The organism is uncultured Granulicatella sp. (assembly GCF_963515095.1).
In the GTDB taxonomy this organism is placed as follows: Bacteria; Bacillota; Bacilli; order Lactobacillales; family Aerococcaceae; genus Granulicatella.
The window spans coordinates 1-14,548 of sequence record NZ_CAUPXD010000035.1 but is presented as its reverse complement, the minus strand read 5'-3'; the positions used below and the strand labels follow the sequence as shown (position 1 = coordinate 14,548).

Annotated in this window: 19 protein-coding genes and 1 pseudogene; 18 read left to right on the top strand and 2 right to left on the bottom strand. The window is 32.9% G+C overall.

Translation table 11 applies throughout. The features are described 5' to 3' along the window. Positions 1-523 precede the first annotated feature (523 nt). A complete protein-coding gene (gene aac(6'), locus RWL86_RS07510) occupies positions 524-952 on the top strand; it encodes an aminoglycoside 6'-N-acetyltransferase (RefSeq protein ID WP_006702359.1) in 429 nt (142 codons plus the stop codon). Positions 953-1,100: 148 nt separating this feature from the next. Then, positions 1,101-1,367, top strand: a pseudogene (locus RWL86_RS07505) (peptidase M42); the annotation flags it as partial. Positions 1,368-1,423: 56 nt separating this feature from the next. On the opposite strand, the gene RWL86_RS07500 reads toward RWL86_RS07505, so the two are convergent. Beyond that, entirely contained in the window at positions 1,424-2,269 is an 846-nt protein-coding gene (locus tag RWL86_RS07500; RefSeq protein WP_314078479.1) for a DegV family protein, read from the bottom strand. Positions 2,270-2,421: 152 nt separating this feature from the next. Here RWL86_RS07500 and RWL86_RS07495 point away from each other — a divergent pair, with 152 nt between their 5' ends. The 4 genes from RWL86_RS07495 (at position 2,422) to rpsO (ending at position 5,554) form a co-directional block, all read left to right on the top strand. Then, positions 2,422-2,973, top strand: coding sequence for a DJ-1 family glyoxalase III (locus RWL86_RS07495; protein WP_314078477.1), 552 nt, complete (start codon positions 2,422-2,424; stop codon positions 2,971-2,973). Positions 2,974-3,233: 260 nt separating this feature from the next. After that, positions 3,234-3,662, top strand: a complete 429-nt coding sequence (locus tag RWL86_RS07490; RefSeq protein ID WP_314078474.1) for a Fur family transcriptional regulator — start codon at positions 3,234-3,236, stop codon at positions 3,660-3,662. Positions 3,663-3,688: 26 nt separating this feature from the next. Then, a complete protein-coding gene (locus tag RWL86_RS07485; protein WP_314078472.1) occupies positions 3,689-5,143 on the top strand; it encodes a polysaccharide deacetylase family protein in 1,455 nt (484 codons plus the stop codon). Positions 5,144-5,284: 141 nt separating this feature from the next. After that, complete coding sequence (gene rpsO / locus RWL86_RS07480; protein WP_006702365.1) at positions 5,285-5,554, top strand: 30S ribosomal protein S15; 270 nt, start codon at positions 5,285-5,287, stop codon at positions 5,552-5,554. A gap of 97 nt (positions 5,555-5,651) precedes the next feature. Here the strand turns inward: rpsO and RWL86_RS07475 are convergent, their stop codons facing one another. Further along, a complete protein-coding gene (locus RWL86_RS07475) occupies positions 5,652-6,371 on the bottom strand; it encodes a Type 1 glutamine amidotransferase-like domain-containing protein (RefSeq protein ID WP_314078470.1) in 720 nt (239 codons plus the stop codon). A 117-nt stretch (positions 6,372-6,488) separates the two neighbouring features. Here RWL86_RS07475 and RWL86_RS07470 point away from each other — a divergent pair, with 117 nt between their 5' ends. From RWL86_RS07470 to pgsA, 12 genes are all read left to right on the top strand, one after another. Further along, a complete protein-coding gene (locus RWL86_RS07470; protein WP_314078467.1) occupies positions 6,489-7,040 on the top strand; it encodes a GNAT family N-acetyltransferase in 552 nt (183 codons plus the stop codon). Positions 7,041-7,154: 114 nt separating this feature from the next. Beyond that, positions 7,155-8,135: a rhodanese-related sulfurtransferase gene (locus RWL86_RS07465; RefSeq protein WP_314078466.1), complete on the top strand. Its 981-nt coding sequence runs from the start codon at positions 7,155-7,157 to the stop codon at positions 8,133-8,135. Between the two features lie 123 nt (positions 8,136-8,258). Then, positions 8,259-8,735 (top strand): VanZ family protein, encoded by a 477-nt coding sequence (locus RWL86_RS07460; RefSeq protein WP_314078463.1) that lies wholly within the window; start codon positions 8,259-8,261, stop codon positions 8,733-8,735. Between the two features lie 95 nt (positions 8,736-8,830). Next, positions 8,831-9,889, top strand: a complete 1,059-nt coding sequence (gene comGA, locus RWL86_RS07455) for a competence type IV pilus ATPase ComGA (RefSeq protein WP_314078460.1) — start codon at positions 8,831-8,833, stop codon at positions 9,887-9,889. Further along, positions 9,837-10,907: a competence type IV pilus assembly protein ComGB gene (gene comGB / locus RWL86_RS07450; RefSeq protein WP_314078458.1), complete on the top strand. Its 1,071-nt coding sequence runs from the start codon at positions 9,837-9,839 to the stop codon at positions 10,905-10,907. Before comGA ends, comGB begins: the two co-directional genes overlap by 53 nt. 1 nt (position 10,908) lies before the next feature. Next, the gene (gene comGC / locus RWL86_RS07445) at positions 10,909-11,214 is read left to right on the top strand and encodes a competence type IV pilus major pilin ComGC (RefSeq protein WP_314078457.1); all 306 of its coding nucleotides are present in this window, start codon (positions 10,909-10,911) and stop codon (positions 11,212-11,214) included. A gap of 22 nt (positions 11,215-11,236) precedes the next feature. Further along, positions 11,237-11,683 (top strand): competence type IV pilus minor pilin ComGD, encoded by a 447-nt coding sequence (gene comGD / locus RWL86_RS07440; protein ID WP_314078455.1) that lies wholly within the window; start codon positions 11,237-11,239, stop codon positions 11,681-11,683. Continuing rightward, positions 11,661-12,056, top strand: a complete 396-nt coding sequence (locus RWL86_RS07435) for a type II secretion system protein (RefSeq protein ID WP_314078453.1) — start codon at positions 11,661-11,663, stop codon at positions 12,054-12,056. The genes comGD and RWL86_RS07435 overlap by 23 nt, the downstream gene beginning before the upstream one ends. After that, a complete protein-coding gene (locus RWL86_RS07430; RefSeq protein WP_314078451.1) occupies positions 12,010-12,573 on the top strand; it encodes a hypothetical protein in 564 nt (187 codons plus the stop codon). The genes RWL86_RS07435 and RWL86_RS07430 overlap by 47 nt, the downstream gene beginning before the upstream one ends. Continuing rightward, positions 12,533-12,922, top strand: a complete 390-nt coding sequence (locus tag RWL86_RS07425) for a hypothetical protein (RefSeq protein ID WP_314078449.1) — start codon at positions 12,533-12,535, stop codon at positions 12,920-12,922. The genes RWL86_RS07430 and RWL86_RS07425 overlap by 41 nt, the downstream gene beginning before the upstream one ends. 65 nt (positions 12,923-12,987) lie before the next feature. Then, complete coding sequence (locus RWL86_RS07420) at positions 12,988-13,869, top strand: helix-turn-helix domain-containing protein (protein ID WP_314078448.1); 882 nt, start codon at positions 12,988-12,990, stop codon at positions 13,867-13,869. Positions 13,870-13,879: 10 nt separating this feature from the next. Then, positions 13,880-14,467, top strand: coding sequence for a CDP-diacylglycerol--glycerol-3-phosphate 3-phosphatidyltransferase (gene pgsA, locus RWL86_RS07415; protein WP_314078446.1), 588 nt, complete (start codon positions 13,880-13,882; stop codon positions 14,465-14,467). Positions 14,468-14,548: the final 81 nt, after the last annotated feature.

Genomic DNA, 14,548 nt, shown 5'->3' with positions numbered 1-14,548 from the left:
ATTGATGAATGTTGCTGTGAATGTATCACACAAAATTTAAATAGAACAAAGGAGAATTGAATCAAGTCATTCCTATGAAAGAACACATATAAAATCAATTTAGGCAACCGAAGCTTTAGTAGATGCTTATTTAAAAAGTGAATTAGTATAATAAAAACGACTCTTATGTACGATAACCTTATGCCATTGATAAAAAGCTTATAGACCTGTTTCTACTTACAGACAAGACTACTTGGCATACGTAGTGTTCACTTGTTTCATGTTGAGGTGGTATCACTGCTTGTACGAGCTGAGGCATTAGCGAAGTAGAAGTAGATGCTCCGCCAATGGGATAGGACTCGTAGAATAAGGAGAAACACCGACGAGATGATACGGTAAGTTCGAACCGCTGAGTGTGTGGCTCTGCTCTTCCAAGCTGAGACAGTCGAAAAGTAGAAGGGGATGGTATTGGTATCAATCAATGAGCAACAAAGTAACAGCATGATTCGAAACATTTGCTTGTAATTTGAGGAGGAACATCAATATGGATGGAATAACAAATGATTATATAAAAACGGCTAAACTAATGAAACAATTATGGCCCCGATTGTCTGATAAAGAAGCTATTGATGAAGTAAAAAAATATACGAATGGCAAAAATACTGCAATCTTTACTGAAGTTGAAGGTGACACAATTGTAGGTCTAGCACTATGTTCACTCAGATTTGATTATGTTGAAGGTTGTAAATATAGTCCTGTTGGATTCTTAGAAGGGATTATTGTCGACGAGGAATATCGTTTAAAGAATATTGCTAAAAATCTCTGTACAAAATGTGAGGAATGGGCGAAAAATAAAGGATGTAAGGAGTTTGCAAGTGACTGTACTTTAACGAATACGGATTCTATAATATTTCATCTCAATATTGGATTTCAGGAGGCAAATAGAATTATTCATTTTAAGAAGAATTTATAATTTCAGAACATGGTAAAAATTTATGTATCTTTAGGAAGTGTGAAAGAATGGACGGACTACGAATTACTTTTCATTAGTTAAGAATATAATAATGTTGTAAAGTTAATCGAGGAGTGATTGATGAAGATTATTAGTAAAGTAGCCATAAATAAAAGATGGTTCTGGTCCTTATAATTATATGCTACGACAACATTTAGTAGCATTAGCAAAAGAAAAAGAAATTGACTATCGCTTAGATATTTATCCATTTTATGGAAGTGATGCTTCAGCTGCCATGCGTGCAGGAGCAGATGTCAAACATGCTTTACTAGGAGCAGGAATCGAATCAAGTCATTCCTATGAAAGAACTCATATTAAATCAATTCAAGCAACTGAAGCTTTAGTAGATGCTTATTTGAAAAGTGAATTAGTATAATAAAAACGACTCTTATCGTTCGATAGGAGTCGTTTATTTTTTATGATAGAGTTTTATTAATGAGTTTCATATCCCATTAAAATACCGCCTTGTTCAGCATAGTAACTACATAATCCACTAGTAGGATAAGCTTGAACATCTGCATTAGGGAATTCAGCATGAATTGCTGTTGTAATCAAGGCGCAAATTTCAGGGTTGTCGCAATGACTAATGGCCACACGTCCACCTTGGTAATTATTTTTCTTCATTTCATCCCAAATGGCAGTAACAGCACGCTTTTGTCCACGTGATTTATGGAGTAATTCTAATGTTCCTTCTGTACTAGCTTGTCCAACCATGCGAATATTTAATAATCCAACAACACGTCCAACTAATTTGCTAAGACGACCGTTTTTCACTAAATTATCTACACTTGCTAGAGCAAATAATAGTTTAGTTTTTGAATGATAATTACGAGCTTTTTCAACAACTACTTCAAAAGAAGGATCTTCTTTGATGAAGTTTGCAATGGCTTGTGTGAGTAATACCATTTCTCCACTAGCAGATAAGCTGTCGATAATTTCAATGTTTGCTTCAGGGTGTTCTTCTAAGTACATTTTTTTCGCTAATTGTGCACTATTGTGGCTTCCAGATAAAGTACCAGTAATCGTTACGACAATAATATTGTCGGCACCTTCAAATGATTGTAAATAGCTCTCAGGGCTTGGACAAGATGAAGAAGTTTTTCCTTCATAGGCATACATTTTTACCATCATTTGATCAATTTCTAATGCTTCATTATCAATAAATTCTTCCTCACCTACATGAATCGTTAAAGGAACATTAATGTAAGTACAATGCTCAGGTAGAGATTCTAAGTGTTTAATATCACAACCAGAATCTGTAATAATTTTCCAAGTCATTTTCTTCCTCCTAGGAATTATATTTTCATTTAATGAATTCAATATACTGATAAAAAGTTGAAATGTCAATTTATAACTGAAACGCTATCACGGTTGAAAATAAGTATAAAAATCGGTAAAATAAAATGGAAGAATAGCAAGGAGGAATTCCAATGAAAAGAGCAGCAATTGTATTAACAACAGGTTTTGAAGAAATTGAGGCCATAGTTCCAATGGATATTTTACGTCGTGCAGGAGTAGAAGTAGATATCATTGGAGTATTAGGAAATGAGGCAACGGGTTCCCATGATTTAACTATTTCTACAGATAAAGAATTAGTAGCTGTGAAAAATGAATTATATGATATTGTTATTTTACCCGGTGGTATGCCAGGAGCAAAGTTGTTAAAAGATCATCAAGAAGTGCAAGAATTCGTCAAACTTCATTATGATGCCGGTAAATTGATTGCAGCTAATTGTGCTGCACCGATTGCCATTGAAAATTCTGGAGCGTTAAAGAATCGTCATTACACTTGTTATCCTGGATTTGAAAAACAAATTGCTGATGGTACTTATACAGGTGATTTTGTACATCAAGATGATCGAGTGATTACGGGTTCAGGTCCCGCAGCAGCATTTGAATTTTCTTATATTATCGTTGAGGCATTAGGGATTGATTCCGCACCACTGAGAGAAGCGATGGGATATAATCGTTTGTTGAAATAAGAAATTAAAAAATAGAGTTATATATCAATTAAATGAAAATGGACAAAAGAATCTAAATAAAATGGTTAAGATTCTTGTCCATTTTTCTTTATTAATTTGCTTGTTTGATAAGTTGTTAGTATAATAAAATGGACTATGGTAATTGGAGTTTTAAGTAATGTTTAAGGCTAGTATTAATGTTACAAATATGTTACAATGTTACAGAACGATGTTATCATAGAAGAAATTATCCGAATATTAAAGATTAGAGAAGGGATTCTATGCACGAAAAAGAATTGAAACAATTAAAAGAGAGGCTAAGAGAAGATGGCGTTAGAATGACCACTCAAAGAATAGCCATTTTAGATTATTTAGCAGAGGCACATCATCCTACTGCAGAAGATATTTATGCTGCCATTGTAGCTAAGGATCCAAATATTAGTATGGCAACCGTTTATAATAATTTAAATAAATTAACGGATGAGGGATATTTACTAGAATTAACGTATGGAGATGATGCTAGTAGATATGATTTTAATATAGGGAAGCACTATCATGTTGTTTGTCAAGAATGTGGTATTGTGGAGGATTTATTTTACCCATTATTAGAAGACGTAGAATCAGTTGCAGAAAGTTTAACAGGGTATAAAGTTCTAGGACATCGAATGGAAGTTTTTGGAGTTTGTCCAAAATGTCAAAAAAAATTATAAAAAGTGAAGATTAGGACGAGGTTACTATGAAGAAAAATTTGAAGGGAATAAAACGATTTGAACCACCTCAAATGATTGCGTTAGCTATCATGATTTTAGTATTAGTATTAGGGGAGTGGTTTGTAGTTAGCACTTTAGCAAAAAATCACTTAATTAGAAGAAATCAAGAAATCATGAAGAAAGTAGAAGAGGAAGACGCTAAACAATATAATGAAGCTGTAGAAGTTCAATCTCAAACTATTGGGAATACAGTATTTACGGTGTCATATCCTACTGTTGACCAAAAAATCGTTGAACCTATTCAAAAGGAATTAGATACTTTATTAGAAAAAGCAAAAGAAGAATACAAAGATGAATCTATTCGTACTTGGGTATATTTGAAAGTTTATCAATCTCATGTTTTAACGGGAGTTCAAGATGTCTACTATTATCAATCTGTTTATCAGGAAACGAAAAAAGGATTGGAACAAGTAGCTTATGATGAATTAGATCATCAATTAGAAGGAAAAGAAAAATCTGGGACAGCTGTTATTGGAGAGTTATTTGTTAACGATTTAGAAGTTACGAATCATTTTGTAAAAAAAGCAATGAAAGTTGCTAAGGAACAATCGTTATCAGAGGAACAAACTGAACAGTTGTTAAAAGAATTTGCGTATGAAAATTGGAAGAATTTAGATGCCTCTATCATTCAAAATGGATTTAGATTCAATTTGAAAGAACCTATTCAAACTAGAAATGGAGAAACGTTACGTCAAATTTCATTTGCGTTTCAAGAGCTATTTGCGATTTTGAAGAGTGATCGTATTCCTGAAAGCCAACAAGAAGCTTATCAAAATTGGAAAAATCAATTGGAAGAGCGTTTAAATGAAAAACGTGTGGCAATTAGTTTTGATGATGGTCCAAGTAGTGAGTTAACTCCGAAGGTTTTAGATATTTTAAAACGATATGGAGTTCATGCAACATTCTATATTATGGGAAAACATGTTCCGGGTAATGAAGAGATTATTAAACAAATTATTGATGAAGGACATGAGGTAGGAAATCATTCTTACAGTCACCCATTGTTAACTACGTTAACTCCTGAAGGAGTCCATAAACAAGTAGCTGACACTCAAAAGTTAATTGGAGATGCTAGTGGCGGAATTCGTCCAACAACTTTAAGACCTCCATATGGTGGTTTTGACCGTATGGTTGCAGAACAAGCTGGAATTGCTATTTTAAATTGGTCTGTGGATACTTTAGATTGGAAGAGTCATAATGTGAACAGTATTCTTCAAGAAGTTAGAGAAGGAACTTATAATGGTTCGATTATTTTAATGCATGATATTCATGCGGAGACGGTTGAAGCTTTACCGAGATTACTTGATTTCTTACAACAAGAAGGATATGCAATTGGTTCCATTGAAGAATTAATGGGTGGGCAAGCAATGCTTCTAAATCATGTTTACTTCGATAGAAAATCACATAAAGAAGTTCAATAATAAATCTATCAAATTACTTGATTTTTTGATAGAGTTACGTTAATCTATTAGTGTGTTTAAACACATACCTTGTACCGAGTTTTACGATTCACCAACGTTTTACTTAGTAGAAGGAATATTATAAGAAAGAGGTGTTTAGAAATGGCTATTTCTAAAGAACAAAAAAACGCAATCATCAAAGAGTACGCGATTAAAGAAGGAGATACTGGTTCACCAGAAGTACAAATTGCTGTACTTACTTACGAAATCAATCACTTAAACGATCATATTCGTGTACACAAAAAAGACTACCACTCAAACCGTGGTTTATTGAAAAAAGTTGGTCACCGTCGTAACTTATTAGCTTACTTACGTAACAAAGATATCCAACGTTACCGTGAGTTAATCAACCGTTTAGGTTTACGTCGTTAATCAAAAGATTCAACAAGTCTCACTCCATCGTTCTTCGATGGGGTTTTTTTATTATCAAAAAAGACGACCGAAGTCGTCTTAATAAGGTAATGATTGTTTAAAGTGAAATAATCTGATCATTTGTATTCATTTTTTTGAAAATTTTATCTTTTAAGAGATAAGCTTCTCCGTATAATTCTTCTATTCCATCATGTCCATAAATATAAGTTCCATCTGGGAAAATATAAAATTCTTGATTCATGCTATCTTCCGTAGCAATTTCTTTAATGACATGTTTTCCATCTAAATATTCGTGTTTTAAAAAATTATAGTGCGGAATCACTTGCTTCGTTGTTAGTCCTAAGCCTATTAGAAATCTTTGGTAATCTGGATTTATACTTTCACCTTCTAATTCTGGATGAGCGTAAACCGTTTCTGCTGCATTCATTGTTCCAGCACTAATGCCAATAACGATCCCTTCAAAGGTTTGAATTTTTTCAGCTAGTTGAATTTCTTGGAAAAACTGATTTTGTGTAGGGACATGACCACCGGATAAAATAACTAAATCTACTTCGTTTAAATACTCTTGAACATCTACTGTTTGACGGTGATCAAAAATAATAAATGGATCAAAATGAAGTCCAACTTCTTCAAATCCTAATTTTGTATAAGAAGAAAAGTCATCTGTTAATTCATATGCATCTGGGTCAGAAGATATGTATAAGGTTTTAATAGTTGTTTTACCAAGAGCAGTTTTCAAATTATCGACAAAACCATTCGCAGTATTCACTTTATAAGATTCAGGAATGCTTGCACTACTTGTTAAAAAATATTTCATAAGATTCATCCTTTCGAGTTCTATAAGTATAGCCTAAGAGAGAAAAAATTTTTTGTCAAGAATGAAGCTGTGGTATACTACGATAAAATGAAATGGATAAGAGGAAAGGAATTTTGAATGACAATTAGAGTAGCAACGATTGAAGATGCATCGGCATTAGTAGAAATTTATCGATATTATGTAGAAAAAACTGCGATTACGTTTGAATATGATGTTCCAACTGTGGAAGAATTTGAAAGAAGAATTCAAACGACTCTTGAGAAATATCCCTATTATGTAGTCGAAGAAGAAGGGGAAGTTCTGGGGTATGCATATTCTGGACCTTTTGCGAGTCGAAGAGCATTCTCGTGGTCTGCTGAAATTAGTATTTATTTAAAGCAAGATCAACAGAAAAAAGGATATGGAAAAAAATTATATCAATTGATGGAAGCGAAATTGCAAGAATTGGGGTATCAAAATGTCTATGCTTGTATTGCGACGCCTGAAGTGGAAGATGAATATTTAACAAATAATAGTGTTCAATATCATGAATATATGGGTTATCGATTAGTTGGGGAGTTTAAACGTTGCGGGTATAAATTTAATCGTTGGTATCATATTGTTTGGATGGAAAAATGGATTGGAAAGCATGAAAGTCCAGTTGAAGAGCCTAAAAGTTTTTTTAATTAGAAATAAACTTTGTGAAAAAACTATTTAACGCTATATCTGAAGCAGTTCCTTTGCTATTAGTTTGTGCAGATGATATAATGAGTACTCAATAAGAAATTACTTTGGAGGTAGTTTATGTCAAAAGATATTCGAGTACTATTGTACTATAAATATGTACCAATCGAGAATGGAGCACAATTTGCTGCAGATCATTTGGAATTTTGTAAATCAATCGGACTAAAAGGACGTATTTTAGTCGCTGATGAAGGAATTAATGGGACTGTTTCAGGAGACTATGAAACAACTCAAAAATATATGGACTATGTTCATTCATTACCAGGAATGGAAGATTTATGGTTCAAAATTGATGAAGAAGAAGAACAAGCTTTCAAAAAAATGTTCGTTCGTTATAAAAAAGAAATTGTTCATTTAGGATTAGAAGATAATGATTTCGATAATGATATCAATCCTTTAGAAACAACTGGAGCTTACTTATCTCCTAAAGAATTTAAAGAAGCTTTATTAGATGAAAACACAGTTGTTTTAGATACAAGAAATGATTATGAATATGATTTAGGTCATTTCCGTGGAGCGATTCGTCCAGACATTCGTAACTTCCGTGAATTACCACAATGGGTTCGTGATAATAAAGAAAAATTCATGGACAAACGTGTTGTAGTTTATTGTACAGGTGGCGTGCGTTGTGAGAAATTCTCAGGATGGATGGTTCGTGAAGGATATAAAGATGTAGGTCAATTACATGGTGGTATTGCGACTTATGGTAAGGACCCAGAAGTACAAGGTGAATTATGGGATGGAAAAATGTATGTTTTCGATGAACGTATTGCGGTAGATATCAACCATGTAAATCCTGTTGTAATTGGAAAAGATTGGTTCGATGGTACTCCTTGTGAACGTTATGTAAACTGTGCAAATCCAGAATGTAACCGTCAAATTTTAACTTCAGAAGAAAATGAAGCAAAATATATCGGGGGATGCAGTCATGAATGCCGTGTTCACCCAAGAAATCGTTATGTTGCTGCTAAAGGATTAACTCCTGCAGAAGTAATGGAACGCTTAGCAGCGATTGGAGAAGAATTACCAGTTCAAGCTTAATTGTAAAGTAAAACTCTTATTGTAACGAATGTTATAGTAAGAGTTTTTGTTTTTTTAAAATCGCTTGACAATTTGTTTTAGGTAGCCAATAATGAATTTATTCTAGTAAATAGGAGGGATTCTATGACAAGAACCACTAGAGGAACAGTATCGATTATTATTGCAATTGTATTAATGGGACTTATATTTTATAGTTCATCAATGCCTTATCATGATCAATCACTTGTTTCAAATATACAGACAGTCTTACCATTTCAACCATTTTCAGAGATGTTATCAAAAATTCATTTTACTTATGCAGGAAAAGTGATTAGTATTCCAAGTTTAGGATATGCTCAATTTCTTGAATTTTTCATTCGGAAGGGAGCACATTTCTTAGTGTATTACTTCATTGGGTATCATTGGACGAGAGGATTAAAAGTACATCTGAAAAATCCAGGATGGAGTTTAATGATTGCGATTTTTATTACTGTATTATATGCAATAACGGATGAGTTTCATCAAGGAATGACACCTGGAAGAACACCGCTAATTCAAGATATGATATTAGATAGTTTAGGTGGAATTTTTGGAGCCTTATTAGGATTTTTAAAAAAATAAAAAAATATTAAAAAAAATCGAGAAAAAAAATATTTTCTCGATTTTTTTTCGTATATATAAGTGACTAGTCAATTTTGTATAAAGGAGGGAGAAAAATGGAGGAGCTAACGAATGAAATTTTATTGGCAGCACTCCAATTCCGCATTGATGACATCCATTTATTACCTTTTGGAGAGGAATATCGTTTTTATTTGAGAGATGGCGAGCAATTATCTTTATTGAAGACGATAGATACGGATACTGCCAATCGGTGGACTACCTTTGTAAAGTATCGGTCTGGGATGGATGTAGGGGAAAAACGTAGACCGCAAAGTGGTGCAATGAAATATGAATTGACAAATGGAACAAGTATTGAATTAAGGTTATCAGTGATCACAAACTTTAAAATGCAAACGTCCGTTGTGATTCGTTTATTACATTTATCGATGGAGGAGAAAAAATCTGGAGAAGTATCCACCTATTTTCCAAAAGATATTGAGCTTCTTCAAAGAATGTTGCATTTCAAGAGTGGGCTAATATTATTTTCAGGACCTGTCAGCTCCGGAAAAACTACTACGATGTATCACTTGTTAAGAAACCGTGTTAATGATACCAATTTGCAAGTAATCACAATGGAAGAGCCAGTCGAAATGAGTGAACCTTTGTTTTTACAAACAGAAATTAATGAAAAAGCAGGAATTACGTATGAATTACTCATCAAAAGTTCATTAAGACACCATCCAGATATGATGTTAATCGGAGAAATTCGTGATGAAATGACAGCTAAAATGGTTATTCGGGGTGCATTAACAGGGCATTTAATGTTGGCGACGGTTCATGCAAAAGATTGTAAAGGAGTCATTTCAAGGTTAGAGGAATTAGGAGTTACAAAAGATTTACTAAGGCAAACATTAGTTGCAGTAGTGGCGCAACGGTTAGTGCCAAGATATTGTTCTCTATGTCAGAGTCATTGCTGCTTCCACTGTAATCATATTCCTCTTTCAAAGAAAAAGGCAACGTTATTTGATATTGCATATGGAACTTCATTGCAACATTTAATTCAAGAAGAAGAGATGTTGAATCCCTTCGAACATCCTTTTAATAGAAAGTTGAGGAAAGCTTATGCACTTGGATATATTTCAAAACAAAGCTTCGAAGCCTACCAAATCTATTAAGAAATGGTCTAACAAAACGCAAGCATTATTTTTAAGTCAAGTTGGTGAATTATTAGATGAAGGATTTACTTTGCAAGAAACATTGGAATTTGCCAAATTATTGCTTCCAAAACAAGAAGCCGTAATTCGTATTATGATGGAACATTTATTGATGGGAGAAAGATTTGATGAAGTCTTACATTTAGTAGGATATTCCGATTCTATTTGTTCTCAAATTTATTTATCTATGTCGACAGGTTCTTTTGCACTTTCTTGTCGAACTATTGGACAATATTTAACACAAAAAGATATTCAACTAAAAAAATTACGCCAAGTATTAATTTATCCGTGCATTCTAATTGTGTTTTTAGTTTGCATGGTTGCTGCGATTCGCTATTTACTCTTAGGGCAACTGCAATCGATGGTTCAAGTAGAGAGCATCAAAGACCATATAATGCTTTATTTGATATGGAATGGCTTTGTGCACTTACCTTGGATTGTTTTAGGAATCAGTCTATTCATAGGCACTGCAGTTGGCATAGTATATTTATTTTGGAAAAATAAAACGATTTTAAAGCGCCTGCGATTTTTAACTCGACTACCAATTGTAGGAAGTTTAGTATGCCAATATTACACATTTTTATATGCGAGAGAATTTGCCTATTTTTTAGGGAATGGGCAGTCTTTGTTGCAAATGATTGAACAGATGAAACAAGCAGGTACGAGTCTTTTAACAAAAGCTATTGCTGAGTTTATTGAAGAGGAGATGCAAAAAGGAACTTCGTTTTCAAGTGCAATTCACCAATTGAATTTATTTCAACAACCACTTATTTTATTAATTGTTCAAGGAGAATTAACGCATCAATTAGATATCAAATTACGACAATTTTCTAAAAATTCATTTGAAGATTTTAAAGGAACACTGGAAAAGAAAATTATGCTTGTTCAGCCGGTTCTATTTATTGGAATTGGGCTCATGATTATGTCAATGTACATTATTTTAATGTTACCAACATTAACAATGATAGGAGGAAATTAAGATGAAAAAATTACTAAAAAAGAAAAAAGGTTTTACATTAATTGAATTACTCATTTGTTTATTTATTATTGGATTGATGATGCTACTCATTATTCCAAATATTGCAAATCAAAGACAAAAAGCTCAGGAGAAATCTGATGCTGCGATTGTGAAAGTCATTGAAAATCAACAAGAATTATATCAATTAGATAAAAATGTAAAAGAAAAACCAGATGTTTCAACATTAAAGAATGATGGCTATATTACTCAAGAACAATTAGATTCCTATAATAAGGCGAAGGGAAAAACTCAAACATCTCCACAATAATTAAAGCTTAGGAGGAACTTCTATGAAATCTCATGCATTTACTCTCGTAGAGCTACTCGTTTCATTTAGTATTCTAATTATATTATTATGGTTAGTTCCTCCTGCTATAGTGGATTTTGGAGAAACGTATCAAGAAAAAGTATTTATTAAGCAGTTTGAAAATGATTTGAAATTGGTGCAGGCGAGTGCTCAGGCAACGGGAAAAAATTCAACAATAGAAATAAACTATCCAAGGGAAAATTATTATCGCTTAAGCTGTCCAGGCAATGAATCATTAAATGCAGATAGAGAAATACCAAAAAGTATTTCGACAACCAATATTCCTTTAATTCAATTTAAAGGAGAAACAGGGAATTTAACAACATTTAATAAGGTTTCCCAAGTAACTTTTAATGGAAAAAAATATTCATACCATTTTACATTTCAATTAGGTGGAGGTAGGTATTATGTTGAAGTTTCAAAAAAATAAAGCTTTTGCCTTTGTAGAAGCTTTAATTGCATTAATGATTGCGACTTTAACCGTATTATTACTATCTTTCATATTGGGGAATTCTTTAAAAAGAGAGAAAAATGAAGCATGTACATTGAACGAATATTCAAATCAATTAATGAAATTACATGAGAGTAGGCTACCAGTTCCTTATACTGAAAAAAATAAGGAAAAAGATCTTAATTCTAAAAAGAAAGATGAAAAATCTCCAAAAACTAAAGAACAATTCCATTATAAAAAAACTACTTCAAAAACAGCACCGACTTCTATTTCAATTCATTGTAATCAAGAGGAGGTGATTCAAATTGAAGGAATGGGTTCTACAGAAAAAGTCAGCATTTCTTCTGATTGAGCAGTTAATGGCATTGGCGATATTTGCAGTGAGTTTTCTACTGATAAGTGGTGTTTATCAAGTATTAATGAAAGTGCAAAGTAAATTAGAAGTGCCCAACTATATCGAGTGGCATTTAATGGTGACTCAAATGGATACTCATTTACAAGGGTATGCTAGACCTCCTATTGTATTCGAACATAAATTTGAAGATGGACGCCCTACAAAGGAAGAATCTTATTTAATTAGAGCAAAATCAGAACAGGATCAATCAAAAAATACTTTATGGATTAGTAAAGGAGAAGGAAAGAAAAAAGGTTATCATCCATTATTAATAGGATACGAAGAATTGCATATGCATGGTGAAAAAGACGGCGTACGATTTAAAGCGACTCTTCGAAATAAAGAGAGATTTGACATATACTTTATTCCAGGAAATCGAGTCATTTCCCTTGAAAAAGAGATTATTCAAGAAGAACATAAAAAGGAGAAAACTAATGATGAAAAATCGGCTATCGTATCAAAAGATAAAAGCTAGCTTAGTAGTTCCTTTTTTATCCTTATTGTTTATTTCTAGCTTAGTGACAGTAGCACTTTATCAAATTAGAGTCGCAAATGCCAATCAATTTCGATTACTCCGTGATACGTATCGTCTGAAAATAATGTTAGAATTAACAACTCAAAATTTAGATAGTCATTTAGAAGTAACAGATAATGAAATGAATTTTCCTAGTAGAATAGACTTTTCGACTGGAAATGTAGAAATTAAATGGGATGAAAAAAGTAAGGCTTTTGATTTAACGGCAAATTTAAAAAATGGTTCAACACGCTCTGAAAAAGTTTATCTTGTAGTTAATGAGAAGAAAGTTAACGAAAAAACACAGTGAATGAGTTTGTTTCATATGCAATCTATGGTATACTTTTTATGACAATATGAAAAGTTGGTGATTAAATGGAACAAACAATTGGAGAAATCTTAAAACGTGCTCGTCAACAAAAAGGATATACTTTAGATGACTTGCAACAAATTACAAAAATTCAAAAAAAATATTTAATTGCAATCGAAGAAAATGATTTCGATTTAATGCCTGGAGACTTTTATACTCGTGCATTTATTAAGCAAGTAGCAGAAACAGTTGGAGTAGATGGTGTTCGATTATTAGAAGAATTTGCATTAGAAACTCCGAAAAATCCTGGGGGAATTCCAGAGGAAGAATCTGTATTAGCAGATAAAAAATTTATCTCAAGTCGTTTATCAAATAATCGTGAAGCGCAAACTTCTGTTACAAAAGCTTGGGGACAATTTAAAAATTATTTACCTACAATTTTATTAGGAATGTTAGCAGTAGCGATTGTATTTGCGATTGCACAGTCATTATTGAATAAACGTTCAACACCGAAGCCAGCAGCAGTTGCTACAACTGTAACAGTTCAAAACACAACAACAGCTGAAAAAACGGAAGAAACAACAGTAGCGGAAACAATACAATCAACAACTACTACAAAAGAATCAAAAGAAACAACGATTCGTTATTCATACGCAAATGGAAATTCATTATATTACACAGCAAAATTAGCTGAATTTCCTGCAAATTTAGTAGTAACAAACCGTGCAAGAACACAATTATGGGCAAGAATTACTGCAAATCAAAAAGTAGTAGCAGATGGAGCTCCAACTACAGGGCAACAATTAGTAGGAGCAATTCCGGAAGGAACTAATTCAATTGTTTTAAACTTTGGTTATACACCAGTTGGTACAATTACTTTAGCTGGACAAGAAATTCAAATTCCTGATGGAGTTAGTGCTACTGCCATTTATATTACAGTAGAATAGAGGGAATTGCATGAATATTGCCAATCGATTAACCATTGCTCGCATAGTCATGATTCCAGTGTTTTTGCTAATGATGTGTTTTCCAAAAGATGCTTTAGGTACGGTGAATGTTCTTCAATCAAACTTAAGTGTTAGTTGGATATTAGCAATGATTATTTTCACCATTGCTAGTATTACAGATTTTTTAGATGGTTATTTAGCTAGAAAATATCACTTAATTACAAACTTTGGAAAATTTGCGGATCCTTTAGCAGATAAATTATTAGTGATGACGGCTTTTATTACATTAGTAGGAGATGGTGTCATTCCAATGTGGATTGTAGCAGTGATTGTATGTAGAGAACTAGCTGTAACAGGGCTTCGTTTATTATTAGTCAATGATGGAGAAGTACTTGCAGCAGCATGGCCTGGAAAAGTTAAAACAGCAACACAAATGTTAGCAATTATCTTTTTATTGATTGATGATTTTCCAGTAAAAGGATTGCCGTTTTCAATTGGAACGATTTTGCTATATGTGTGTTTAGTTGCAACAGTATATTCAGGAGTAGATTACTTTATAAAAAATAAACATGTTTTTGCAGATTCATTTTCTGTTTAATGGTGGAGGCTGGGATTTACCCAGCCTTTTGTTATGTGACTTTCAGTCCGTCACGCTCCGTAGGTGCGTGACAAATAAACC

Bases quoted from the DNA above. Each gene is read 5' to 3' on its own strand.
- RWL86_RS07500 (WP_314078479.1), bottom strand. From the start codon at position 2,269: ATGACTTGGAAAATTATTACAGATTCTGGTTGTGATATTAAACACTTA.
- RWL86_RS07495 (WP_314078477.1), top strand. From the start codon at position 2,422: ATGAAAAGAGCAGCAATTGTATTAACAACAGGTTTTGAAGAAATTGAG.
- RWL86_RS07490 (WP_314078474.1), top strand. From the start codon at position 3,234: ATGCACGAAAAAGAATTGAAACAATTAAAAGAGAGGCTAAGAGAAGAT.
- RWL86_RS07485 (WP_314078472.1), top strand. From the start codon at position 3,689: ATGAAGAAAAATTTGAAGGGAATAAAACGATTTGAACCACCTCAAATG.
- rpsO (WP_006702365.1), top strand. From the start codon at position 5,285: ATGGCTATTTCTAAAGAACAAAAAAACGCAATCATCAAAGAGTACGCG.
- RWL86_RS07475 (WP_314078470.1), bottom strand. From the start codon at position 6,371: ATGAAATATTTTTTAACAAGTAGTGCAAGCATTCCTGAATCTTATAAA.
- RWL86_RS07470 (WP_314078467.1), top strand. From the start codon at position 6,489: ATGACAATTAGAGTAGCAACGATTGAAGATGCATCGGCATTAGTAGAA.
- RWL86_RS07465 (WP_314078466.1), top strand. From the start codon at position 7,155: ATGTCAAAAGATATTCGAGTACTATTGTACTATAAATATGTACCAATC.
- RWL86_RS07460 (WP_314078463.1), top strand. From the start codon at position 8,259: ATGACAAGAACCACTAGAGGAACAGTATCGATTATTATTGCAATTGTA.
- comGA (WP_314078460.1), top strand. From the start codon at position 8,831: ATGGAGGAGCTAACGAATGAAATTTTATTGGCAGCACTCCAATTCCGC.
- comGB (WP_314078458.1), top strand. From the start codon at position 9,837: ATGCACTTGGATATATTTCAAAACAAAGCTTCGAAGCCTACCAAATCT.
- comGC (WP_314078457.1), top strand. From the start codon at position 10,909: ATGAAAAAATTACTAAAAAAGAAAAAAGGTTTTACATTAATTGAATTA.
- comGD (WP_314078455.1), top strand. From the start codon at position 11,237: ATGAAATCTCATGCATTTACTCTCGTAGAGCTACTCGTTTCATTTAGT.
- RWL86_RS07435 (WP_314078453.1), top strand. From the start codon at position 11,661: ATGTTGAAGTTTCAAAAAAATAAAGCTTTTGCCTTTGTAGAAGCTTTA.
- RWL86_RS07425 (WP_314078449.1), top strand. From the start codon at position 12,533: ATGATGAAAAATCGGCTATCGTATCAAAAGATAAAAGCTAGCTTAGTA.
- RWL86_RS07420 (WP_314078448.1), top strand. From the start codon at position 12,988: ATGGAACAAACAATTGGAGAAATCTTAAAACGTGCTCGTCAACAAAAA.
- pgsA (WP_314078446.1), top strand. From the start codon at position 13,880: ATGAATATTGCCAATCGATTAACCATTGCTCGCATAGTCATGATTCCA.